Genomic DNA, 24,161 nt, shown 5'->3' on the forward strand with positions numbered 1-24,161 from the left:
GGATCAACATATCGCCACTTAATCTTCGACGCACAATGCCAGATTTCTGTGCTTTTGAAAAGGGTTAAGATATTAATGTTTTGAATTTTAAAATGTTTCGCTTGTTCGCAAGGCATAGGAATGATGTTGTAATGTGTTGTAAAGTAGTTTTCAAGATAGAACTGTTTTCAATTATATATAAAAAATTAAACAAGTTAATAAAAAAATAATTTTATATTGTATTTCAATATTTGTTACGTTAGAATAAAAAAATTAATTTCAACTTATATTAGGCATTAAAATGAAAAAAATAGTTTTTATCTTTCTGATTTTATTTTCAAATTCTTCTTTTGGTGATAAGTTAGATGATTTTATTCAGCATTTGAATCAATCAATTGATCAAATCAACTCTATGCACAGCAAATTACAAAATCATCTTTTTTTTCTTACTTTAAAAGACAATGAAAAAGCTCAAAATGCATGTATAAAATATTTTGGAAAATTTGATGTTACTGAAAAAGAAGTTGGTCAACTTAAAGATATTTTTGCTTTTATTGAATTTATAAAAAGTCCGTTGAAGAATTATATTCCTCAGATAATAAATAATGAATTGATTAAAAGGCGTCCAGAACTTTTTTCTGGTTTACTGTTTAAATTATATGCGCAGCAAATTATGCCTATAAAAAAAATTGAATATTTTCTAAACAATCTTAAAGTAGATGCTATTGAGTTAAAAGAAGGCATGAAAAGTGTAATTGAAAATTTAAATTTTGTGCAAGATTATTTAGATGATTATTTTAAATATATTTTACAATTTTTACAAATTGAATGCACAAATAAAAAGAATTGTATATATTCTGCTACATTAAATGTTAATACCATATTATTAAATCAGAAGAAAAACCTTAATAATATTAAGTCAATTTTAGGTAAAATGAATTTAGATCTTTTTAAAATGCCAGATTTTTTTAAAAATAGATTAATAAATTTATTTAATGGATTAAAAAAAGATTTAATTATTGCTAATGATCAAAAAATTAAAATAAATAAATCGACAAGGAAAATTTCTAAAATAGATATACTTTTAGATGGAGATATAAGTTTTCCTAATTGTATAAAAGATAATTATAATAATATAAGAAAAGCGTATTCATTTGTGATTAATCCTCTTTTAATTAAATTTGAGGAAGATGGAAATGTATTTGAACTTACTGAAGGTGAAATTGAAGAAAATATGCCTATTTTGTTAGACATGTTGCAAAATATTTCTGTAGATTTAATTGAAAAATCACTGCCTTTAAAAAATAAGAAAAAAAAGAAACGTAGCAAGAAAAAGTTAAAAAAAACAATTAATGCGAATCAAGAAAATAACAACATTATCATGACAAATGAAAAAGCAGAAATAGATACCAATATTATTGATGGTCAGACGGATGATAACATTATTGATTCTTTGGTTGAAGAATCGAAAGAGATTGAGGAAGAAATCAATATCATTGATGAGTCACCAGTTGAAAAATGTAAAAATTGGCTTAAAGAAATCATGCTCAATTCTTCTGTAAAAGATGGTGAATTTTTCTCAATTTTTTATAAAGCGCATGATCTTTATAAGCAACTTGAAACACATGAAATAATATTGTTAGATCAAATTCAACAAGCAATTAGTGAACTTGCTTTACGCATGCAAAACATTCAGACAAATTCTATTCAGTATAATCGCCTATCGACAATTTTTGTTCCTAAAAATTATGAAGAGGATTTTCTTTACGTAATGTACACACCTGTTTGTTATTTGAATAACAATGTTCGATTTGGCTTTGTAAAAAGATTAATAGAGGGATTGGGTGGTATTGTAGATGAAAGTCGTTCAGGATCAAGAATTTCTTTACATTTGAATGGCCAAACGAGTTCTTTGCACGTTCATGATTCAGTGAATGGTCTTTTGGATGGTGGTCGTATTACTTCATTGCGTGAATTCTTTATTAACGCAGGTGTGATGATGAAGGATTAACAAACCAATTTCGATAGGCGTTCTTTTGAACGCCTTATCCGACTAAAACAATTAAGATTCTTTAGTTTTATAAATTTCCTTTGGCCAGCGTCGATGAATCCATAACCATTGTTCTGGACGTTCTCTGATCCATCCCTCAAGAAGTTTATTAATTTCAGTCATCACGAGTTCAATGTTTTTCGTTTTATCGCCTGTGTCTGGCAATATAAGGGGCGGATAGGCACTTACTCTGAAACGTGCGCCTTTAAGACGTTCAACGCGTGTGGGAATGATGGGGCAATTATAACGATAAGCGAGTTCTGCGGGCGCTGCAGCCGTTTTTGCAATATGTCCAAAAAAAGGAACGGCGACGCCCTTATTCAATTTTTGATCGACAAGCATCGCTAAAAACTGTTCGTCTTTTAAATATTGAATGCATTTTTTAGCGCCTACTCGCCCTTTAGGAATAAGCTCCCCCAAAATAGAACGTCTTGCGAAAAGTACTAATTTTTCAACAAAAGGATTGTTTGAATGTCTATAAATCCTATGTAATGGAATACCCCGATTCGTTGAAAGTAAAGAAGAAACTTCCCAATTGCCTAAATGACCTGAAAATAAAATGCCACCTTTGTTACCTTTAACAAAAGGTAAGGCGTATTCTTCACCGACGAGTTCTATACGTTCGTTGTTTGCGTAATTTTTTATATTGGGTAAATGCGGAAACTCGCCTAAAACGCGTCCTAAATTATTCCACATGCCGTTTATTATTATTTCGATTTCCTCAGGGTTTTTTTCAGGAAAAGCGAGTTTTATATTAATGCGCGCATATTTAGTCGATTTAAAATGTGGTCCTATTTTAGATAATGCCCATCCGCCGAAAGCTGAAGCTGCATCCAGTGGTAATATGCGAAAAAATCCATATAGAAAATAAATAGGAATGGCTTCAAAAAAATAACGAATATATTTTAATTTTTTCATGTTGTTCCCTTTTTGAGCAAGTTTATAAATGTATCATTTTGTTTTATTTTAATTTTTGCTTTAATGGGCAAGATCATATTGCTTGGTTCTTTAAGACGGGCAAAATCTTTTTCGGTTGTGATAAGTTTGGCCCCTTCATCTTCTGCGCATTTATACATTGCTTGCAAATCTTTTGTTTTATAAAAATAATGATCAGGATATGAGAAAGTGCGTATTACATTTAAACCTTCGTTTTTAAGGGATTGAAAAAATTTTTCAGGACGGCCAATGCCTGCAAAAGCAATAATTTTTTCGTCCTTTAATATATCTGGGATATCTATTTCTAAATTCATTTCAAAAATGGGTAAAGAATCATTTGAATGTTTTTGTATATCTTGCGTCATATTACCCATGACACAAAGGGCATCTGCGCGTCTTAAGCCATCGTGAATATTTTCACGCAATGGACCTGCAGGCAATCCAAAACCATTTCCAAATCCAATTTGAGCGTCTACAACACATAAAGAGATATCTTTAAAAAGGCTTGGATCTTGAAAGCCGTCATCCAAAATAAGATGTGTAGCGCCTTGCTCAAAGGCTAATAAAGCAACTTCTGTGCGCGATTTTGCTACCCAAACAGGCGCAATTGTTGAAAGAAGTAAAGCCTCATCACCCACTTCTTCTGCATGATGATTTGGTTGAACTTGAAAATTCCCATGTATTTTTCTGCCATAACCACGTGTTATGAAATGTGGTGAAAAGCCTTGCTCGATAAGATGTTTTACAATGGCTATTGATAAAGGTGTTTTGCCAACACCACCTACATTGATGTTTCCAACACAAATAACAGGAATGGGTATTTTATACGGTTTTTTAATGAATTGTCGTATTGATGTGCTTTGTTTATATAAAAAACCAATAGGCGCTAAAAGATAAGAAATAAAATTACGCTTGGCCCAGAATGTTGGTGTCTTGCAAAACAGACTCATTCATTAAAGCCAGTTTTTTCAAATGCCTTTAGATCCAAAAAAGGATTTATATGATCCATGACGCGATTTAAAACTTCTTTTTGGGTTTCTGCATAAAGGCGTGCTTTTTCAGCCATTTCTTGTGCAATTTCAGGGTGTTGAAGTAATTTAATAACCCAATCTGCAAGTTGTTTGGGGTTTGTTATTTCTTCTGCAGCATTTCGCTTCAAAAGACCATCAGCACTATCACGCGTATTTGCCATATCGGGTCCAAAAGAAATTGCGCATTCCAAAAGAGCGGGTTCAAGAGGATTATGGCCGCCTAAAGGTTTAGAGCTTTTAAGAAGAGAGCCTGCAACAAAAACAATATTTGTTAATTTATAAAAACTACCCAATTCGCCCATCGTGTCGATCAAGTAAACATTTGTGTCTTTTTCAGGGTATTTTAATTGAGAACGTAGATCATATTTCAAATTACTTTTTTGCAGTAGATTTTGAATTTCTTCCCGACGATTTGTATGACGTGGCGCTATAAAAGTCAAAATATCAGGGTATATTTGAGCAATTTTTTTATGTGCTGCTATAATAAAATCATCTTCGCCGGGATGGGTGCTTGCTGCAAGCCAAAAGGGACGATCTTTCATCGTTTCTTGAAATTGTTGTATTAAATCTTGATCAAAAGGAAGCGGATCTGCAGCTGCTTTAAAGTTACCAATTGTTGAAACGTTAGAGGCGCCTAATGTTTTGTAACGTTCAGCCATTTCATCTGTTTGTGCAAGGCATATATTAAATGAAGAAAGAAGGTTTTTCGAAAATTGCGGTATTTTTTGCCATCTTTTATAGCTTCGCAACGATAAGCGCGCATTTAAAAAAACAAGAGGTATATGTCTTTTTTGTGTTTGACGCAATAAATTTGGCCATAATTCAGATTCAATCCAAATACCCAAAGAAGGTTTCCAATGATCTAAAAAACGATTAATCCATTTAGGCACATCAAGGGGTACAAATTGTTGGATAATCGAATCATCGAATCTTTTTTCCATCATCCGGGAAGCAGTGACAGTTCCATATGAGATTAAAATTTGAATATGAGGATATAATTTTCGTATTTCTTGAATGAGGGGAACTGTTGATTGGGCTTCACCCAGGCTTGCGACATGAATCCAAACCACAGGACCCTGGGGTCTTTCGCGTTTTGTTCTACCATATCTTTCGCATAATCGCGTTTTAAGTTCTTTGCCTTTTTTTAACCTATGATTAAGGTGTAACCGAAGGAGAGGTTTTAAGGAGGTTGCTAACAAAGAATAAAGTTTTAATAACATCACAAACGATTTCAGGAGGCTTGCGCCTCCATAATTTTACAAATTCCAAGTCTTCACTTTAGCAGGCATTTCGATGTTACGCCAGATCCCTTTAAGGTCAGCAATAATACCACCTTGTTTGATAAGGTGCGCTAAATTTTTTGTTGTAAAGTCTTTAAACTCATCATGTGGAACGGCACCAATTAAGCAATCATATGGTTCGATTTCATCTAAATCTTTAACAAGCGGTAAATTATAATATTTGAAAGCTTCTTCACGATTTGCATGAGGATCATATACATCAACATTATGACCGCGTGCGCTTAAAGCAGACACAAGATCATACACTTTTGTATTGCGCAAATCAGGTACATTTTCTTTAAATGTTAGTCCCATGATTAAAACACGGGCTTTGCTGCCATACGCTAAAATATTTTTTAGTTCATCGGATAAATAATCAGCAATGACAAAACCCATTGCATCATTGATGCGCCTACCTGAAAGAATGATTTCTGGGTTATGGCCCAATTCTTTTGCACAATGTGCAAGATAAAAAGGGTCAACACCGATACAATGTCCGCCGACTAAACCTGGTTTAAAGGGTAAGAAATTCCATTTTGTTTCAGCGGCTTCTAAAACGTCATAAACAGAAATTCCCATTTTTTTAAAGATGAGTGCAATTTCGTTTATAAAAGCAATATTAATATCACGTTGCGCATTTTCAATAACTTTAGCAGCTTCTGCTGTTTTTATTGTAGGCGTAATATGGATATTATTATTGTTGGTAGCGCCATAAATCTCGCCTAATAATTTTGCAATTTCAGGTGTTTGCCCTGAAACAACTTTTGTAATTTTATCAACAGTATGTTCTTTGTCGCCTGGATTGATACGTTCTGGGGAATAACCTAAAAAGAAATCTTTACCACAAACAAGATTTGATGCGCGTTCAATAGCAGGTCCACAAATATCTTCTGTAACGCCTGGATAGACAGTGCTTTCAAAAACAACGATAGCCCCTTTTTGCATCACTTTTCCAACCATTTCAGAGGCTTTTAATACGGCCATTAAATCTGGTTGATTACGATGATCAACAGGTGTTGGTACAGTGACGATGTAAATATCCTGTGCTTTAATGTCATCAAGCGTATAAGAGACGTTTAATGAAGAAGCTTGTAATCTTGCTTCGTCAATTTCCCAAGTGCGGTCATAATGATTTTTAAGTTCCTGAATACGCGTTTCATTAATATCAAACCCTGTAACTTTAAAATGTTTGGCAAGCGATACTGCAAGAGGTAAACCAACATAGCCAAGACCAATAACACAAATTTTCAAAGAGCTAGATACCGTATTCATGATAAAATTCCTTATTGTTCTTGGCGAGATTAGATAAAAACATTGTTTTTGTCAAGAAGAATGCTTGTTTTTAAGAAAATAAAAGAGTTCAATAAAGAGGGGAGCTGACCGTTCTGTAAAATATACTCAAATTATTTCTAAAGGTGGGCGGACAGATGAAAGGCTATTAAGAAGAACGTGTTCTTTATAAACAGTATGTTGAAGCTAAAACTTGATATTCCACACAGCTTGAAAGCATTTGAGTATAAAAAAATTTGGAGGATATTATGGCACATTATTTAGTTACAGGTGGCTGTGGCTTTATTGGATCTCATTTATGTGAATTTTTACTTCAACATGGACATAAAGTTCGTGTTCTTGATAATTTATCAACGGGTAAAAAAGAGAATATTTCTTGTGATCAAATTGAACTTCAAATTGGTGATATCACAAACGCACAAGACGTAAAACAGGCTTTTATTGGTATTGACGGTTGTTTTCATTTGGCGGCTATCGCTTCAGTCCAAAAATCAAATGAAGAATGGCTTGCAACACATCAAACAAATTTAACGGGCACGATTCGTATTTTTGAAGAAGCGACGCGACAATTAAAAAAAACACCTATTCTTTATGTATCTTCAGCAGCTATTTATGGTGATAACACACATTTGCCTTTAGGTGAGGATTGTCTACCCAGACCATTAACAGCCTATGGCGCTGACAAACTGGCTTGCGAGCACCATGGACGTGTTGCAAGTCTAGTGCACCACATACCTACGATTGGTTTTAGGTTGTTTAACGTGTATGGTACACGCCAGGATCCATCTTCACCTTATTCAGGCGTTATTTCTATTTTTATGGATAAAATTGCGCGCCAGGAACCTGTGATTATTTATGGGGATGGTCATCAAACACGTGATTTTGTGTATGTAAAAGATGTTGTGCGTTATTTTGCTAAAGCAATGCAACATCTTGGGCAAGATCAAAGCCCTGATCATGGTGTTTTTAATATTTGTAGAGGTGAAAAAATTAGTATCCAAACGCTTTTGGAAACATTAAGTGATATTGCTGGGTTTCATCCTAAAATTACTTACGCAGATGCGCGTCCCGGAGATATAAAACATTCGCAAGGGTCCTACCTTAAATTGCTTCAAAAATTCAGCTTTAAACCTGAAACAGATCTTAAGGATGGATTGAGGGAGACTTATTCTTTTTTTCACCAACCACACCAGAAAAATAGTGCGCTTGGTTATAGTCGATAGACATTGGAAGGATACATCGTCACGCCTCACTCATGTATATAAGGATACACTTCGCGCATCATTCCTTGTCTACTTCTCAAGTCTATCGACTATAGTATAGTGGAATAACTCGAAAACGATATAATCCTCCTACTTCCCGCGGCAAGTCCCTCGGGATCTATTGTGCAGAAGATAGCTGATTGATTTACCGTGAATTTTCTAAGATTTGATGGACCCCGCGGGACTTGCCGCGGGAAGTAGGAAAGGAGAGGCTATGGTCTTCAGCTTGTAGCGTTTTCAAGTTATTAGGTATGTGTTTTATTTTTTTTGGGATTTAATCTCATAAATATATTTAATTTGCTATAAGTAATTTTATTGTAATGAAAATTAATATTACATAAATAAAAAAAGGTAGTTTTATGAAAAGATATATTATAACAGGTACACCAGGTTGTGGAAAAACATCAATCATTAGTGCATTAGAAAAGCAAGGACATGCAATTATTCATGAGGCTGCAACAGATATTATTGCTCATGAACAAAAATTGGGAAATGAAAGACCTTGGGAACAATCGATTTTTATTGATAAGATTATTAATTTGCAAAAGCAGCGACAAATACTAGCAGATAATATATCTTCATCCATACAATTTTATGATCGCTCGTCCATTTGTACGTATGCGCTAGCTAAATATCTCAACGTTGGGCCATCTGAAGTTCTTTTAAAAGAAATTGAGCGCATTCAAAGCAATAAAATATACGAAAATAAAGTGTTCTTTATTGAAAATTTAGGTTTTTGTACACCAACAGAGGCTAGAAAAATTAGTTTTGAAGAATCCTTGATATTTGAAAAAATTCATGCTGAAACTTATGTCCAATTTGGATATGAATGTATTCAAATTCCAGTTTTACCTTTACTTAATCGGGTTAATGTTATACTTGATTTAGTGTAATATAGATTTGGAGTAAACATGTATTTTAAAAGCGATAATACTTCCCCTATTTGCTCTGAAATGATGCAGGCTATTATTGATGCAAATAACGGTTATTTTACGCCTTATGGTGCGGATGATTTGAGCCTTAAGCTTAAATCATCCTATTCAGATTTATTTGAAACGGATTTAAGTATTTTTCCTGTGTTGACAGGATCTGCTGCCAATTGTTTAGCTCTATCAGTTATAACGCCGCCATACGGTATTATTTACGCTCATGCTGAATCGCATATTTATACCGATGAGTGCGGTGCACCTGGTTTTTATACGAGGGGTGCTAAAATTGAACCCATTGAAGGTGAACAAGGTAAAATTTGTCTCAAAGAACTTAAAAAAAGGCTTTCAAAAGCTGGATTTGGCAATGTTCATGCGTCACAACCGGCTATGGTTACAGTGACGCAATTAACCGAATTAGGGACAATATATAGTCTTGACGAATTGAAAGAAATTTCGGACATTGCTCATTTTTATGGATTGCCCGTTCATATGGATGGTGCACGTTTTGCTAATGCTGTAGCAACATTAAACGTAAGCCCTAAAAAAGCGAGTCTTGATTCTGGTATTGATATCCTTTCGCTGGGGGCCACCAAAAATGGTGCAATGGCTGCCGAAGCGGTGCTCTTTTTTAATGAAGACCATGTAAAAGATTTTGCCTATCGTCAAAAAAATGCAGGGCATCTTTTATCAAAAATGCGTTTTGTGTCTGCTCAATTATTGGCTTATGTCAAAGACGATCTATGGTTGCGTAATGCTGAAAAAGCAAATTTTATGGCTCAAAAATTATCTGAAGGTCTTGTAAATTCAGGTAAGGCTAAAATTTTATATCCTGTGCAAGGCAATGAATTATTTGTTGAAATGGATCATATGCTTTTATGTCATCTTGAGGCAAAGGGCGCTCAATTTTATCGCTGGCCAAATGCCGATAGCACAATCATCCGCCTTGTGACGAGTTTTTCAACAAATCTTGAGGATGTGCATCAATTTTTGAATCTAGTTCATAGCTTCTAACGCTTTGTAAATCATGTTAAACTTCCTAAGATTGTCATCTTTTAGGGAGTGTTATAATGAGAACATTTAGAATTATGAGCCTTACTTTCATGCTAGCTTTTTGTGCATCACTTAAACCTGTCTATGCCGAACAGCAATTTGTAAATATTATTCTCAATTTACCTAATGCTCAAAATTATGGATATTTTGTGAGCACTGAACATGGTGGTGTCCAAATATTGGAGGGTCAGGATCTAGAAAATCAGAAATTTTTTACATTTCAAACAATAAAACAAATGATTATAGATCATACAAAAGAAACGGGCGAGATACTTCCTTTTAATAAAATGCAATGTAATTTTGATGAAGAAGCTCAGCAAATAATTCATCTTGCCCCAATACATGAGCCAGAAGTTCAAAAGGTAATACCTAAAATTGAGATTATTATTGACAATTCTTGGGTTTCTTCGTGGAGCTCCTTAGCGACACTCAAAGAAAAGAAAATATTGATCATGCCTGTACATTTAACTTCTGATCAAGCACAAGATGATATTACTAAAAATTCATTTGTTTGTACGCTTCATATTGAGAAAGGTCAAAAACCTGGATTTACACAAAACATTAATGTGACTGATGATACTAAATGTACTCAGATTACAAGGGGTCATGCGTTAAGTATTTACCCTTAAATCATAAAATGTATCGATCATCATTTTATCAATAGCTTGCATTGAAAAGTTATGCCCTAAAGAAACAAGCGAGGTCACGCCATAATCCTTAATACCACAAGGAACAATGGCGTTAAAATGTTCTAAATTTGGGTTAATATTGATTGCAATGCCATGATAACTTATCCATTTACGTAAGCGGATGCCAATTGCTGCAATTTTTGCTTCCGTACCTTCTTTTGTATTGACCCAAACCCCAATACGATTGGGCACAATAAAGGCATCAATGCCTATTTTTTGAAATGATTGTATCACCCAATTTTCAAGAAATTGTACAAAGCGCCTCACATCTTGTGCGTGATTTTTAAGGTTGAGCATTACATAGATAATTCGTTGTCCTGGTCCGTGATAAGTGTATTGACCGCCGCGATTTGCTTCATAAATAGGAAATAAATTCGGATTCAGAAGATCACTTTCTTTTGCTGAAGTGCCTTTTGTATAAAGTGGGGGGTGCTCTAAAAACCAGATAAGTTCATTTTCGTGACCTAAAATAATTTGTTCGACTCTTTTTTCCATAAAAGCCACGGCTACATTATAATCCACCAAATCTTTGGATATCTTAATATCGACTTTTGGGTTATTTAAATTTAGATTGATCATTTTATTTAAGAGCATTTTTGTCTATACTTAAAGAAGGTAACGTTCCTATATAACACAAAAAAGTGATTGTACCCACTATATTTTAAAATGTGGGTCAAGAAGAAGAGTGGTGAGGCACGCGGCGTGTAGCTCTTTGTACATGAGCATGGCGAATCCCGAAATTTGACGCCCTCCACAGTTTGAAAGATTTGGGTATATGCGATTTAAAAATAAAACAGTGATTATTACGGGCGGTGCAAAAGGCATTGGCAAAGCATGTGCAGTACGTTTTGCTGAAGAAGGCGCAAATATTTTTATAGCGGATATAGATCACGAAGCGGGAATTAAAACAGCCGAAGAGCTTGTTCAAAAAGGATGCCACGCATATTTTATGTTGGCTAATATTGAGGACAGATATGATTGCACTTTAATCATAACAGAAGCCCATAAAATATTTCATACTATTGATGTGCTTATTAATAATGCGGCTATTTTGAAGTCAGATAACTTTCTAGATTTTGATATAGACGATCTTGAAAAAACCTTGAAAATTAATTTAATCGCTCCTTTTATTTTAACGCAATTGGTTGCAAATTATATGATTGAACATAATATTCAAGGTTCTATCATCAATATGAGCTCCGTGAATGCAGTTCTCGCTATCCCAAATATTAGTGCTTATGTAATTGCCAAAGGAGGGTTATCGCAATTAACAAAAGTTGCAGCCATTAGTTTGGCGGATAAAAATATACGCGTAAATGCTATTGGCCCTGGAAGCATCATGACAGATATGTTAAAAACAACCATGTCGGATGAAGTTGCACGTCATAAAATTTTATCGCGTACACCTATGGGTAGGGCAGGTGATCCAAAAGAAATTGCTTCAATCGCAGCTTTTTTAGCAAGTGATGATGCAAGCTATATTACTGGTCAAACAATTTATGCCGATGGTGGTAGAATGGGCCTGAATTATACAGTATAGTTAAATGACTTGAATTGATACGTCGTCGCGTCTCACTCATGTATATAAGGATACACTTCGCTCGTTGCTCCTTGTCTGAATTTCAAGTTATTTAACTATACAAGTTAACGAAGAGAGTTTTGCATCTTCATAAATTATATTATTAAAGGTAATAATAATGCGCATTCTTTGTATAACACATGCAGATTTTGAAACGCCTGGTATTATCCAGGATTGGGCAAAATCTCATTTTTATGATTTTAAAATTGTACGTCCTTATAGAGGAGAAGATTGTTTAGCTGAAAAAAATTTCGATATGCTGATTGTCATGGGTGGTCCACAATCATCTGTTAATATTGAAGATTATACTTATTTAATTGATGAAGTAGCTTTAATTCAGAAATCTTATTTTGGGAATAAGATCATTTTAGGTTTTTGTTTAGGTGCACAATTGATTGGTGTCGCTTTAGGGGCTGAAGCTGTTCATAGTCCTTTTAAAGAAATCGGTGTAATGCCTGTTACACTTACCAAAGAAGGCAAAAAGGATCCTTTGTTACAAAACATGCCTGCGCAATTTGATGTGACGCATTGGCACAATGATATGCCTGGTTTAACTGAAAATGCTGTTATTTTGGCTGAGAGTGAAGGTTGCCCAAGACAAATTATTCGTTATGATCAGAATGTTTATGCTTTTCAATGTCATTTGGAAATTACGTATCGTGGCATGAAAGACATGATTAAAAATTGTGCTGCTGATTTAACGAATGATCGATACGTTCAAGATGCTAAGACGTTATTGGATCAAGATTACGAAAATATTAACAATATTATGATTAAGATTTTGGATCAATTGGTTGCGTTGCAGGATGATAAGTTTAAAACCATTAGTGTTTAATTTTATTATTTTCTCTATTTGTTTAATAATTGCTAAACAAAATATTTTTTTATCAAATTCAATCTTTGTAAAAAAACTTGTAAAAGTTTTATAAATATATTTAAATTAGAATAAGATAGAAAAATAGGTCGTTAGGGTGAAAAAATTATTCTTATTGTTATTAAGCGATATAAAAGGTCGAATTTTTTTATCCTTTTTTTTAATTATTACATTTTTACTTCTTCTTTTTTTTTCGCTTGGAACGCACAATGTTCTGGAGAAAGATCCACTCATTCAATCATATGAGCCTGAAAAAGATCGAAAATTTGGGGATGCGCCACCACATATTGAAGTAGGGCTTTTCGTTCGTTCTATGCCACAATTTGATATTGATAATGGGCAATTTAGTCTTATTGGGTCTATTTGGTTTTATTATTATCCAAGTCAAACTTCAATTACAGATATTAAAAATTTTAAAATAGATCGTGGTGAAATTATTCAAAAATCTGAACCAAGATCAAAAAAAATTAAAGATCGCATCCTAACAGTTTTTGATATAAATGTTAATTTTTCATCAGAATTGAATTATTTATACTTTCCATTTTCAGATCACAAACTTTATCTCGTGTTAAAATTCCCACAATCAACTGCTCAGGAAATGCTTCTTACTTCTGGAAAATCAAATATTATTGTAGATAAGGATTTATTGCCAAAAGGATGGACATTAACTGATGTTGATGTAAATGTTGGGTTTTATAGCGAACAGCTTGATGAAAATGAAAAAAATAAATTTCTGTCAAATCCTCAAATGTATTTTACGTTGAATTTTTCAAAACCTGGCTTCCGTAAAATTCTTGTGATTATTATTCCAGCACTTATTCTTTTCTTTTTGGCTGTCCTGTCCTTAATTATTAAAGTGCCAGAAAATAATACGATTCCACTTAATTTATCGTTGGCCGCTATTTCAGGTATGCTTGTCCATCGATTTGTTATTGAAAATATTTCACCCAAAGTAGGTTATTTTACAACGGCTGATTCACTCTATGTTGCCTTCATAAGCTGCGCTTTTATTTCGTTTTTAATTAACCTTGTACATGATAATAATGTAATTTATTGGCGTTTTAGGTTTATTTCTTCTTATGTTATGCAAGTATTTATTATAATTTATTTTTATTTTTTAGTGTTGAGAGGCTTATAAATGCGGTTCCTTTTGTTTTTGCTTGTATGGTTAAGTTCCTCAGTTTCGATTGGTATGGTTTTTCCTAATTTTGATAAATTTTATGAAAATTCTCTTAAAAAAAATGAATTTCTTGATATCAAGCTTAAAAGCCTTGTTTCACCAAATTTTGATTCTTATTTTTGTGATTATTCTAAAGATCAAAAAGGACTATTAAATAAAATAATGAATTTAGGCATCAAAAAAAATATTTTTAATTCAAAAAAAGAACTTAAAAAATTATTAATTAATCTTCTTGAAGACAGCATAAATAAAGATACACAAAAAAGTTCAGTGGATTTACGCGCTGTGGAGGATGATCGATTTTATATTTGGGGTGATTTATATGGTGCTTATCATTCATTCTTAAGATCATTAAAATGTTTAAAAGAAAACCACGTGATAGACAATAATTTTAAAATCTTAACACCTAAAACGTTTTTTATTATTAATGGTAATGCTATAGGTTTTAGTGCTTACAACATAGAAACGTTGCTTATTATTCTAATTCTTAAGCATCAAAATCCAAATAATGTTATTTATTTAAAAGGAAACCAAGAAGATAACAAAAATTGGATGGATAATAATTTTAATAGACAATTGGAAAAATGTTTTAAAAAAAATAATTTTAAAGAAACGCAATTGTTTAGTAATGTAAAGTCATTTTTAAATTTATTACCACTAAGACTAAATATTTATACAGAAGTTGATAAAAATAACTTTGTGTTGTTCTCGCATAATTTAGGAAAAATTAATAATGGTGATTTAGATATTGAAGTTAATGATAATGATCAGTCAACACAAGGAAAACCAATCGTTATTTTTTCATCGACAGATCGTTTAACAAAATATTCTAAGCCATCAGGTTTAGAATTGCGTCCTCAAGAAATGGCTGCGATTGTTTGGCACCAATTTTCAGGCCTTGTTCCAAGTTTTTATCAATTGTATCAATATAATATTGATTCATTCTCATGTTTAAAACTAAACAATGATCTGCACAAAAGTGTTATTGAGCATTTTTCTCATCCTTTTAATAGCGCTCAAAAATTTCATTTAGATACTTACAAACTTCTATCTGGTGAAAAAATAAATCCACAAGAAAATATCGACAAGATCATACCGCAAGAAATAAATATTGCAACAACGATTGATTTTAGCAATGGGGCTGCTATTTTAGGTGAGCGTTTGATGAAAGGGCTTGATTTAAAAATACGTAAATCTAATAAAGATAAAAGTGTACATCCTAAAATTATACGTAATTTCTATGAAAATGATGAATATAATCCTTCTAATACATTAAAATTTCTGCAAGGTTATTTTAAAAAAAATGATATTTCAATTTTATTATCACCTTTAGGCACCCCAACCGCTACTGCCATCAAAAATTACGCTAAAAATGAAAATATTGCGATTTTATTTCCTTATACAGGTTCACTTTCTTTTCGATATGATGGTCCTTTTTTGCATTATAGGGCAAGTTATGCTGATGAAGCTGAAACAGTAGTTAAATATGCATGTGATAAACTTTTTAAACAAAAATTTGCTTTTTTCTATCAAAATGATGATTTTGGTAATTCTTTATTAAGTGCTGCAAGAAAAATTCTTATTGAGCACTATAAGATAAGTGAAGATGCGATTATAGAGGCACCTTATTCAAGAAATAGTCTTTCTGTTGCGAATGCAGCTCAAAAAATACGTGAAGGTAATGTAGATGTTCTATTTTTCTTTTCAACTTATGCGCATTCTCGAGAGCTTGTCAATCATATGGGTGTTATAGAGCTTCAAAATATAACGCTTATGGGGATATCTTTTTTGACGGATCGCTTTCGTGACTACGTTTCAGGTATTGATGATCCAAAGCTTGAGGGTAAGGGCTTAAATCTTATTCTTTCGCGCGTTGTGCCTGATCCAGAGACTGATGATCGTGAAATTGTAAAAGAATATCGATCTGAAATGCAAAAAGAATATTCAGGCATTCGTATGGATGCAGATTCGCTTGAAGGCTATATTAATGCATCAATTTTTGTTGAGATTCTTGATAAAATTGAAGGCCCTATCACGCCACAAAAAATATTGGAATATGGTAAGTCTTTGAAAAATTTTAATTTTAAAGGATTGAATCTAAATTATGATGCCAAAAGATTTTGTTTTTCAAATGAAATCTGGCTTGATCTTGGTAAGGATAAATGGATTCAAAACATTATTCCAACACCTTAATATAAGTTCAAGCTGATACATAAAGCCACGTTTATATATAAGGGTGCATATCGCGTATCGTTTCTTGTCTGATTTAAAATTAATTCATTGCATATAAAAACACTTGCATAAAAATTTTGGACGCGTTATGTTAGTTTCCCAAAAGTAAAATGACCTCCTTATTTAAAAACAATAAAAAGGATTAATCGATGACGCCAGTATCCCAATTTTAATACACGTCTTTATTTTATAATTTTAGAAAGCACTTATCAAAAAAGCGTCTTATTGTCTTTGAAACAAACTACACACCCTATGGGCAAATTCGTCGTCAAGTCTGCGCATTCCTGTACTCATGTACTTAAGTACATTCCGTTCCGGTTCTCGCCTTTCCTAGACTTTGCCACATAATCTGTATAGTTTATGTTGATGGGCTGAGCAATTACCTTTGAAATAAAGACACAAAATTACACTTAAATTTTTACATACAATTCTACCCTTTCGCATGTCCAAATTTTGGATCATAAGGGGTAATGGAGTTTACTATGCATATCGTTACATCTAAAGAAAGCTTGGCGTTTGTCTTGCGCTCTATTGCCAAATTTAAATTTGGTATTTTTATTATGCTTCTTATTGCCATTTTATGGGCTATTGAAGCATCACTCTCGCCGTATCTTATAAAAATTATGCTTGATCGTGTGTCAGAAGGTATAAGAACTGATGCTGTTTCATTTTTGTTGCTGCCTGCTATAGGCTATATTTCCTTAGGGTTGAGCATGACTTTTCTCTTTAGGCTCCATGGTTATTTTGTTGAAATTGTGATGATTCCAAAATTACGCCGAAATATTGCTGATAATATGTTTTCATATATTTTGGGCCATAGTCATCATTATTATCAAAATACTTTTTCAGGAAGTCTTGCAAATAAAGTAAATGATTTGACGTCAAATATTCCTGATTTGCTTCAAATTGCCTTAGATCGATTATTTAGTCGTTTCCTAGGGTTGGTGGTTGCTGTTTTAATGCTTTGGACAGTGAGTATAAAATTTGCATTGTTGCTGTTGATGTGGGCAACAAGCTTTATGATTTATGCAGTGATTGTCTCGAAGAAATTACAAAAAGAATCCACTGCCTGGTCAGAACTTGGGTCGCTTATTACAGGTAAAATTGTTGACGCATTGTCAAATATTTTATCAGTACGTTTGTTTGCACGAAAAAAAGCTGAAAAAGATTTTCTTAATGAAACATTAGCAGAGGCTGTTAATGCCGAACAAAAAATGCAATGGACCTATTTTTGGATTTGGTTTGTCTATGGTATTTCATACGGGATTACAGAAGCGATTGTTCTTTATAATCTTATTATTGATTTTAAAAACAATTTGATTTCTGTAGGTGATTTCGCCTTTGTGTTGACTATTAATTTGACGGTTGTTCAATTTTTCTGGATGCTTGCACTTGAATATTCTGATTTTTCAAAAAAATTGGGTAAAGTTACGCAAGCATTGCAAATGACAACTTTGCCTATTGAGATTGTTGATAATGAACATGCAAGCATATTAAGCGTTACTAAAGGTCAGATTGATTTTGATAATGTGCAATTTCGTTACAAAAATACGGACCCTTTGTTCGATGGGTTGTCCATTCGTATTAAGGGTGGTGAAAAAGTAGGGCTTGTTGGTTATTCTGGTAGTGGTAAAACGAGTTTTGTGAATCTCATTTTAAGATTATATGATATTGATCAAGGGCGTATTTTGATTGATGGCCAATCAACAAAAGACTGTACGCAGGATTCGTTGCATGAAGCCATTGGCATGATTCCACAAGATCCCTCTTTGTTTCATCGGACGCTTCTGGAGAATATTGCCTATGGGAAGCCTGAAGCAAAAATTGAGGAAATCTATACGGCTGCAAAACAAGCACATGCCCATGAGTTTATCCAAAATTTACCTGAAGGATATCAATCCTTGGTAGGTGAACGTGGCGTAAAATTATCAGGTGGACAACGCCAACGAATTGCCATTGCGCGCGCGATGCTTAAAAATGCACCGATTTTGATCTTGGATGAAGCGACGTCTCAATTGGATTCTGTGACAGAAAATGATATTCAGGATTCTTTATGGGTGTTGATGCAAAAAAAGACAACGCTTGTGATTGCACATCGTTTATCGACACTTCTTCATATGGATCGTATATTAGTGTTTAACAAGGGTAAAATCGCTGAAGATGGTACACATAAGGATTTGCTTGCTTTAAATGGTCTTTACAAAACATTGTGGGATGCACAAGTCGGTGGGTTTTTACCTGATACAGATAGGAACCTTTAAGTTGATACATCGTCATTCTGCGCTCATGTATAAAGAATACACGTCGCTTATCATTCCTTGTCTGAACTCAAAGGTTCCTACCTGATAAGGAAAATATAGTAAAATAGCTCCAAATTGATGCATCGTCATTCCTTGCCTGAATTTAAAGTTATTTCACTATAATTAAGTTGTTACAAATAAGCACTGTTTATAAATTACGAAAACAGTGCTTATTTATAATCCAATATGTTAGAACATTCCTTTAAGTTTATCCAAGAAACCTTTTTTAGCTGGATTCTCTTTCGCCAACGTCACTTGTCGATCAAATTCGATTTTAAAATGATCACAAGATTTTTTCATAAAATACAAAATCTGATCAATGTCGCCCCACATTGTTTTTCTTTTATTTGCATCCGTTTCTTTTTTAAAAGTAGCGAGTTTTGTATTGAATTTTATTTTTTGATCACTCCAAGCATTATTTAAATCACCATATTTTGCTGTATAGTCTTTTTTTGACCAATTTGACGTCTCTGATGGTTTGTCATGAAATAAACTTTCTTTACCACCAACAGCTGTAAAGGTATCTTTACAATTTTTATTGAAAACTTCTTCATATCGGTCTTGAAAATTGCTTGCGGCGATAGTTGGGTTTTTATCAGCATCTGATGCTGTCAGCACCGTAACATCTGCATATAAATTTGATGTTAATACGAATGCAAAAAAACTAATGAAGACAAATTTAGTTCTCATGGCGTTTCCTCCCTTTTTATATTTCTTTTAATTAATTTTATCATATGAGCTTAATTAGTGTATAGTATTTTAAATAAAATATATCAGTATCTATCGTTGTTTTATTGATATCTAAAAAATAACGCGTTGTTTAAGCAAGTTTTTTTATTGTTTCAATAGTCATTTTATTGAAATCTTTTATAATATCAGCATCAATAACTTTAAATAGGAAGCTATATGAAACGCGCCAAATTTTATTGTTTTGCGTCGCAATTGTTACTGTTTTGTGATTAAGGCGAATGACAATGCCTATTATTTGATCACCGTCTTTGTCGAAACCAACACATTCATTAACGCGCAAATTATTTTTGGATAATTTTTCTTTATTGGGCTGAATATCTGTTTGGGCATTGCGTATATTTAAAAAATAATAAGGTATATTCCAAATTTTTTGATCATGAATATTTTTGATTTGAACACGTTTTGTATTTTTTTCAAGAATTATTGCATCAATCAGCGCATTTTGAGTGGTATCAAAATAGGCAATTTGATCACCTATTTTAATTGTTTTACGCAATTGGTGAATACGTTCAGGATCTTCCATTTCATTTTGAATGCTTACATTTAATCTGTACAAATCAAAAAGAGAGGCTGTTTTTAAAGCGTTTAAAATTTCAGTATAATTCATTTTTCTATATGTTATGGGTATGAAATGAGTGAAGTAAAGGGCACCTTTATTTTGTCGCGTCCTTTGAGTGCGCTTAGCTCAATAATGGTTGCTGCTGCACAAATTTGCGCATTCATTGCTTCCAATAGATGAATGGCTGCTTGTAATGTGCCACCTGTCGCCAATAAATCGTCAACAAGAACAATGCGTTGATGTTCTTGAATAAGGTCGCTTTGGATTTCCATTGTATCCGTACCATATTCAAGATCGTATGTGTATGACGTTGTTTTGCCAGGCAATTTACCTTTTTTGCGCATCATTACAAAACCACAATTTAATTGGTAAGCGAGAGGCGCTGCAATAAGAAAGCCACGTGATTCAATGGCAGCTAATAAATCAGGTTTTAAGGGAGCGATTATTTTGGTGAGCTCATTTATGGCGTTTTTCCACGCTTCACCATGTGCAAGTAGCGTTGAAATATCATAAAATTCAATGCCCGGTTTAGGGAAATCTTGAATGGTGCGTATATGTTTTTTGAAATCCATTTACATTCTTTCTTTTTCAAATTTCGTTTTCTTGGCTTCTGTGTAGGCCAAGAACAATGTCGCTGGAATGATAATCGCACATCCTAACAGGATAGAGTTTTTAAGTTGTTCATGAAACAGAAAATAAGCAAAAGCTGTTGAAAAAATTATTTCAACATAACGTAAAGGGGCAAGCGCCGATACGTCAACGAGCGCAAAGGCCTTTAAAATAAAGTATAAAATCAAATTGCCACCTGCACCTAAAATAAACAATAGAAATAATTCATTTAAGGTTGGGTTTTGCCAGACTAATATGGCCGGTATAAAACCAATGATTGTTGTTACAAGGGCTGAGTAAAACAACATCGCTAAGGTTGATTCCTTAACAATAAGGACTTTATTGATAATATCAAGACTTGCAAAAAATATGACTGATATAAGAAAGACAAGGCTATATATGTTAAAATCGGCTGAGTGTACTTCAAGGCTGACGAGAATACCAAAAAGGCCTAATATTGCTGCAGCCCAACGTGATAGGGCAATTTTTTCTTTTAAGAAGATATATGCCAAAATAAGTACAAAAATGGGGACGGTGAAGCTCATTGTTGTTGCAAGTGTGAACGGTACATCTTTGGCGCTTAATCCCATTGACCAAGCAGCGACAGCCACAAAAAGAAGTGCACCACGGATAAAATGAATAAAGGGTCTAGACGTATAGAAAGATTTTTTGCCGTAATAGAGCATGAAGGGTAGAAGACTTAAGGTGCCGAAAAAGAAACGAAACCAAGCGACTTGAAATGAATCAAGCCGTTCACCTAAAAAGCGCATAAGGACATCATTGCTTGATGAAATGAAGAGTGAAATAATAAAAAATAAAGATGCTTTAATGAAAAGCATAGAATTTGATTTTTGCTGCATAATGAATCCTTCAATTGTAGAAATGCAGCAATAAATTATACGCTCTTTAGCTGCATTTATAATGCGCCCGCAATCTGTGATCAAATCGGCGCTTGTTTCAGAATGTTTTTAACATAATTTACGAGAAGCGTCTAATAAATTATGAGTGCTCGATCTATATTTTGGAGATCTTTTTGTGATTTAAAATAATTGAATCCATTTTTTTGAAAAATAGAAACAACATCATCTTTTTGATGAATGCCTAATTCCAGAATAATGCGACCTTTGGGCGCTAGAAAGGGCTTCACTATTTTTGCAATTTGACGGTAACAAATTAAGCCATCGTCCCCGCCATAAAGTGCTTTTTCAGGATCAAACAATCGCACGTCAGGTTGTAAAATATCTTTATCTTTTAAGGGGATGTAAGGAGGATTTGAAATGATAAGATCAAAAGTGGTGTTTATAGCTTCAGTCCAATTTGTATTGAGAAGATATGCTTTGTCTGAAAGATTATGATAATTGATATTTTTTTGTGTAATTTGAAGTGTTTTGTAGGAAATATCAACGCCCAAACCAAAAGCATTCGGGTATTCTTTAAGAAGACTAATTAAAAGACAGCCTGTGCCTGTCCCTAAATCAAGAATCTTGAGCATTTTTTGCTTATCAGCGAATTGTTCGATACTTGCATTTATTAATGTTTCAGAATCGGGTCTTGGGTCGAGTGTATCTTTGGTTACGAAAAAAGGGAGGCTCCAAAATTCACGCATCCCTAAAATATGAGAAATGGGTTCGTAAGTTGTTCGACGTTGAATTAATGAAATGAAATAGTCTGATTGTTCTAATGATATAAGCTGATCTGGATTGCATATAAGATCAATGCGGTTGATTTGTGTGGCTTTTTCAAACAGTAGCATGCAATCCAACCGTGGATTTTGAATAGAGGTATCTTTAAGGCGTGTTAGGCCTTCTTCGAAAATAGTTTTGGCATTTTTTTTTTGCAGCAATTTAGTATGTTCTCATCAATATTAGTGGTCACTATTATATGCGAATGTAATTTTAAAAAACAATAAATCTATTTGTATTTTTATGATAAAACATAACATGATTTTCAAAAGGGGTATTGCTTAAGATCCCCCTTTTAGCTATCCTTATTGCATAAGAATAAGGAGGAAAAAATGGCTAAAAATGAATATAAACGTATCGCCCTTGCCTGTCAGGGTGGTGGTTCGTTAGGTGCTTATCATATTGGTGCGTATCAAGCAATGCAAGAAGCTGGTTACTTACCTGATGTTGTTTCAGGTATTTCGATTGGTGCTTTTACGGCTTCTTTGATTGCGGGTAATAATCCTGAAAACAGAATGGAAAAATTGAAGGCTTTCTGGGATACAATTTCATGGCCAGAAATTATGAATGGTATGCCTATTCCGCCTGAAATGCGCAAAATGCATAATTCAATGACATCGATGCAAGGTTTTATATTTGGGCAACCAAATTTTTTTGAACCACGTGTTCCTGGTGCAAAACATCAACCTAAAGGATCTCTTGGTGCTATTAGTCATTATGATACGTCCAAATTAAAAGGTACTTTGCTTAAATTTGTAGATTTTGATCGTATTAATAGTAAGAAAACACGTCTAATATTAGGTGCTACACGCGTTAAAGATGGTGAGCTTGTTTTCTTTGATAGTGCCAAAATGAAAATTGGGCCTGAACATGTAATGGCTAGTGGTGCGTTTCCTCCAGGTTTCCCACCTGTTGAAATTGATGGTGAAATGTACTGGGATGGTGGATGTGTTTCTAATACACCATTAGAAGGTATATTTCAGATTGAGCCGCGTGTGCATACCCTTGTCTTTATGATTGATTTGTTTAATCCAATCGGTGAAGTACCAAAAGACATGGAAGGCGTATCGATCCGCACAAAAGATATTATGTTCACAAGTAGAACAGCGCATCATATTGAACAGATTAGCAAACGTCAAAATCTTAAAAAAGCTTTGGGTCATATATTATCAAAGATCCCAGCAGAGTTTAAAAATGATCCTATCGTTAAGGAAATTAAAGATTTTGCTTCTGATACGGATTTTGATATTGTTCATATCCTTTACAATGCGCCAGCATACGAAGTGGATACTAAAGATTGTGAGTTTTCAAAAACCTCAATCAAGGATCGTTCAGATCATGGTTACACTGACATGAAAAATGCGGTTGAAAATAGTCCATGGCTTAGAGAGCCAGTACCACATGCGGGTTGTAGTGTTCATAAATTCCATGGGTCGGAATTTAAAGGATCAAAAATTAACAGATAAAAACGTCAATTTTTCCTTCTTGCTGGAAAAACCACCCTTCATGGGTGGTTTTTTTTAATTAAAATGAAAAAAATATGGTTGTTGAATAGATTTTTTAGATTGCTACGCTTCTTTACAGTTTCTAATGACCAAGATTTATATTGCTATAAAACAATAAGTTGAACTTTCGTTTTTCTGAATTTGTTGAAGCGAAGCTTCATACATAGATCCTGGATCCATAACGAAATATAGTAAAATGACTTGAAAACGCTACAAGTTGAAGGGCGTTTCCCACCCCATCCTACGCCCCGCGGCCATATCATTACCCATAAGTGTTTCAACCTATTGATTTTTAATATAATTTTTGCGACAATGTTTTCTTTTTAGGGAGCATTATTCATGAATTGGTCTGAAAGTGAATATGGTTTGATAGATTTAGGAGATAAACGTTTAAA

The 24,161-nt window shown here is 33.6% G+C and carries 21 protein-coding genes; 11 read left to right on the top strand and 10 right to left on the bottom strand.

The features are described 5' to 3' along the window. Positions 1-280 precede the first annotated feature (280 nt). Positions 281-1,990: a hypothetical protein gene (locus tag Q8L85_03140; GenBank protein MDP1723677.1), complete on the top strand. Its 1,710-nt coding sequence runs from the start codon at positions 281-283 to the stop codon at positions 1,988-1,990. A 51-nt stretch (positions 1,991-2,041) separates the two neighbouring features. On the opposite strand, the gene Q8L85_03145 is transcribed toward Q8L85_03140, so the two are convergent. Genes Q8L85_03145 through Q8L85_03160 form a run of 4 tightly spaced genes read right to left on the bottom strand, consistent with a single transcriptional unit; the run spans position 2,042 to position 6,548 of the window. Then, on the bottom strand, positions 2,042-2,947 hold the full coding sequence (locus tag Q8L85_03145) for a lauroyl acyltransferase (GenBank protein MDP1723678.1): 906 nt from the start codon (positions 2,945-2,947) through the stop codon (positions 2,042-2,044). After that, entirely contained in the window at positions 2,944-3,915 is a 972-nt protein-coding gene (gene lpxK, locus Q8L85_03150) for a tetraacyldisaccharide 4'-kinase (GenBank protein ID MDP1723679.1), read from the bottom strand. Before lpxK ends, Q8L85_03145 begins: the two co-directional genes overlap by 4 nt. Further along, a complete protein-coding gene (locus tag Q8L85_03155; GenBank protein ID MDP1723680.1) occupies positions 3,912-5,216 on the bottom strand; it encodes a 3-deoxy-D-manno-octulosonic acid transferase in 1,305 nt (434 codons plus the stop codon). Before Q8L85_03155 ends, lpxK begins: the two co-directional genes overlap by 4 nt. Before the next feature lie 36 nt (positions 5,217-5,252). Next, positions 5,253-6,548, bottom strand: a complete 1,296-nt coding sequence (locus Q8L85_03160; GenBank protein ID MDP1723681.1) for a nucleotide sugar dehydrogenase — start codon at positions 6,546-6,548, stop codon at positions 5,253-5,255. A gap of 266 nt (positions 6,549-6,814) precedes the next feature. Here Q8L85_03160 and Q8L85_03165 point away from each other — a divergent pair, with 266 nt between their 5' ends. From Q8L85_03165 to Q8L85_03180, 4 genes are all read left to right on the top strand, one after another. Next, positions 6,815-7,789 (top strand): SDR family NAD(P)-dependent oxidoreductase, encoded by a 975-nt coding sequence (locus Q8L85_03165; GenBank protein ID MDP1723682.1) that lies wholly within the window; start codon positions 6,815-6,817, stop codon positions 7,787-7,789. Between the two features lie 398 nt (positions 7,790-8,187). Then, the gene (locus tag Q8L85_03170; protein MDP1723683.1) at positions 8,188-8,721 is read left to right on the top strand and encodes an AAA family ATPase; all 534 of its coding nucleotides are present in this window, start codon (positions 8,188-8,190) and stop codon (positions 8,719-8,721) included. A gap of 18 nt (positions 8,722-8,739) precedes the next feature. Next, positions 8,740-9,768: a low specificity L-threonine aldolase gene (locus Q8L85_03175; protein ID MDP1723684.1), complete on the top strand. Its 1,029-nt coding sequence runs from the start codon at positions 8,740-8,742 to the stop codon at positions 9,766-9,768. A 56-nt stretch (positions 9,769-9,824) separates the two neighbouring features. Then, positions 9,825-10,436 carry a hypothetical protein gene (locus Q8L85_03180; GenBank protein ID MDP1723685.1) on the top strand — a complete coding sequence of 204 codons (612 nt, stop codon included), beginning with the start codon at positions 9,825-9,827 and terminating at the stop codon, positions 10,434-10,436. On the opposite strand, the gene lipB is transcribed toward Q8L85_03180, so the two are convergent. Further along, positions 10,419-11,090 carry a lipoyl(octanoyl) transferase LipB gene (lipB, locus tag Q8L85_03185; protein MDP1723686.1) on the bottom strand — a complete coding sequence of 224 codons (672 nt, stop codon included), beginning with the start codon at positions 11,088-11,090 and terminating at the stop codon, positions 10,419-10,421. The two genes, Q8L85_03180 and lipB, sit on opposite strands and share 18 nt — an antisense overlap. Positions 11,091-11,271: 181 nt before the next feature. Here lipB and Q8L85_03190 point away from each other — a divergent pair, with 181 nt between their 5' ends. From Q8L85_03190 to Q8L85_03210, 5 genes are all read left to right on the top strand, one after another. Beyond that, positions 11,272-12,036, top strand: a complete 765-nt coding sequence (locus Q8L85_03190; protein ID MDP1723687.1) for an SDR family oxidoreductase — start codon at positions 11,272-11,274, stop codon at positions 12,034-12,036. A 157-nt stretch (positions 12,037-12,193) separates the two neighbouring features. Further along, entirely contained in the window at positions 12,194-12,910 is a 717-nt protein-coding gene (locus Q8L85_03195; protein ID MDP1723688.1) for a homoserine O-succinyltransferase, read from the top strand. Positions 12,911-13,046: 136 nt separating this feature from the next. Then, a complete protein-coding gene (locus tag Q8L85_03200) occupies positions 13,047-14,087 on the top strand; it encodes a hypothetical protein (GenBank protein ID MDP1723689.1) in 1,041 nt (346 codons plus the stop codon). Beyond that, positions 14,088-16,322, top strand: coding sequence for an ABC transporter substrate-binding protein (locus tag Q8L85_03205; GenBank protein MDP1723690.1), 2,235 nt, complete (start codon positions 14,088-14,090; stop codon positions 16,320-16,322). A 521-nt stretch (positions 16,323-16,843) separates the two neighbouring features. Then, complete coding sequence (locus tag Q8L85_03210) at positions 16,844-18,622, top strand: ABC transporter ATP-binding protein (GenBank protein MDP1723691.1); 1,779 nt, start codon at positions 16,844-16,846, stop codon at positions 18,620-18,622. Positions 18,623-18,850: 228 nt separating this feature from the next. On the opposite strand, the gene Q8L85_03215 is transcribed toward Q8L85_03210, so the two are convergent. The 5 genes from Q8L85_03215 to prmC form a co-directional block, all read right to left on the bottom strand. Next, a complete protein-coding gene (locus Q8L85_03215) occupies positions 18,851-19,351 on the bottom strand; it encodes a hypothetical protein (GenBank protein MDP1723692.1) in 501 nt (166 codons plus the stop codon). A 130-nt stretch (positions 19,352-19,481) separates the two neighbouring features. Further along, complete coding sequence (locus Q8L85_03220) at positions 19,482-20,018, bottom strand: hypothetical protein (protein MDP1723693.1); 537 nt, start codon at positions 20,016-20,018, stop codon at positions 19,482-19,484. Positions 20,019-20,029: 11 nt separating this feature from the next. Beyond that, the gene (locus Q8L85_03225) at positions 20,030-20,542 is read right to left on the bottom strand and encodes an adenine phosphoribosyltransferase (GenBank protein MDP1723694.1); all 513 of its coding nucleotides are present in this window, start codon (positions 20,540-20,542) and stop codon (positions 20,030-20,032) included. Then, positions 20,543-21,439, bottom strand: coding sequence for a DMT family transporter (locus Q8L85_03230; GenBank protein ID MDP1723695.1), 897 nt, complete (start codon positions 21,437-21,439; stop codon positions 20,543-20,545). It lies immediately after the preceding gene. A 131-nt stretch (positions 21,440-21,570) separates the two neighbouring features. Further along, positions 21,571-22,422, bottom strand: a complete 852-nt coding sequence (prmC, locus tag Q8L85_03235; GenBank protein MDP1723696.1) for a peptide chain release factor N(5)-glutamine methyltransferase — start codon at positions 22,420-22,422, stop codon at positions 21,571-21,573. Positions 22,423-22,593: 171 nt separating this feature from the next. Here prmC and Q8L85_03240 point away from each other — a divergent pair, with 171 nt between their 5' ends. After that, positions 22,594-23,727 carry a patatin-like phospholipase family protein gene (locus Q8L85_03240; GenBank protein MDP1723697.1) on the top strand — a complete coding sequence of 378 codons (1,134 nt, stop codon included), beginning with the start codon at positions 22,594-22,596 and terminating at the stop codon, positions 23,725-23,727. Positions 23,728-24,161: the final 434 nt, after the last annotated feature.

The sequence above is a fragment of the Alphaproteobacteria bacterium genome, assembly GCA_030680745.1.
Lineage (GTDB): Bacteria > Pseudomonadota > Alphaproteobacteria > JAUXUR01 > JAUXUR01 > JAUXUR01.

Coding starts and splice junctions, on each gene's coding strand:
- Q8L85_03140 (MDP1723677.1), top strand. CDS start 281: ATGAAAAAAATAGTTTTTATCTTTCTGATTTTATTTTCAAATTCTTCT.
- Q8L85_03145 (MDP1723678.1), bottom strand. CDS start 2,947: ATGAAAAAATTAAAATATATTCGTTATTTTTTTGAAGCCATTCCTATT.
- lpxK (MDP1723679.1), bottom strand. CDS start 3,915: ATGAGTCTGTTTTGCAAGACACCAACATTCTGGGCCAAGCGTAATTTT.
- Q8L85_03155 (MDP1723680.1), bottom strand. CDS start 5,216: ATGTTATTAAAACTTTATTCTTTGTTAGCAACCTCCTTAAAACCTCTC.
- Q8L85_03160 (MDP1723681.1), bottom strand. CDS start 6,548: ATGAATACGGTATCTAGCTCTTTGAAAATTTGTGTTATTGGTCTTGGC.
- Q8L85_03165 (MDP1723682.1), top strand. CDS start 6,815: ATGGCACATTATTTAGTTACAGGTGGCTGTGGCTTTATTGGATCTCAT.
- Q8L85_03170 (MDP1723683.1), top strand. CDS start 8,188: ATGAAAAGATATATTATAACAGGTACACCAGGTTGTGGAAAAACATCA.
- Q8L85_03175 (MDP1723684.1), top strand. CDS start 8,740: ATGTATTTTAAAAGCGATAATACTTCCCCTATTTGCTCTGAAATGATG.
- Q8L85_03180 (MDP1723685.1), top strand. CDS start 9,825: ATGAGAACATTTAGAATTATGAGCCTTACTTTCATGCTAGCTTTTTGT.
- lipB (MDP1723686.1), bottom strand. CDS start 11,090: ATGCTCTTAAATAAAATGATCAATCTAAATTTAAATAACCCAAAAGTC.
- Q8L85_03190 (MDP1723687.1), top strand. CDS start 11,272: ATGCGATTTAAAAATAAAACAGTGATTATTACGGGCGGTGCAAAAGGC.
- Q8L85_03195 (MDP1723688.1), top strand. CDS start 12,194: ATGCGCATTCTTTGTATAACACATGCAGATTTTGAAACGCCTGGTATT.
- Q8L85_03205 (MDP1723690.1), top strand. CDS start 14,088: ATGCGGTTCCTTTTGTTTTTGCTTGTATGGTTAAGTTCCTCAGTTTCG.
- Q8L85_03210 (MDP1723691.1), top strand. CDS start 16,844: ATGCATATCGTTACATCTAAAGAAAGCTTGGCGTTTGTCTTGCGCTCT.
- Q8L85_03215 (MDP1723692.1), bottom strand. CDS start 19,351: ATGAGAACTAAATTTGTCTTCATTAGTTTTTTTGCATTCGTATTAACA.
- Q8L85_03220 (MDP1723693.1), bottom strand. CDS start 20,018: ATGAATTATACTGAAATTTTAAACGCTTTAAAAACAGCCTCTCTTTTT.
- Q8L85_03225 (MDP1723694.1), bottom strand. CDS start 20,542: ATGGATTTCAAAAAACATATACGCACCATTCAAGATTTCCCTAAACCG.
- Q8L85_03230 (MDP1723695.1), bottom strand. CDS start 21,439: ATGCAGCAAAAATCAAATTCTATGCTTTTCATTAAAGCATCTTTATTT.
- Q8L85_03240 (MDP1723697.1), top strand. CDS start 22,594: ATGGCTAAAAATGAATATAAACGTATCGCCCTTGCCTGTCAGGGTGGT.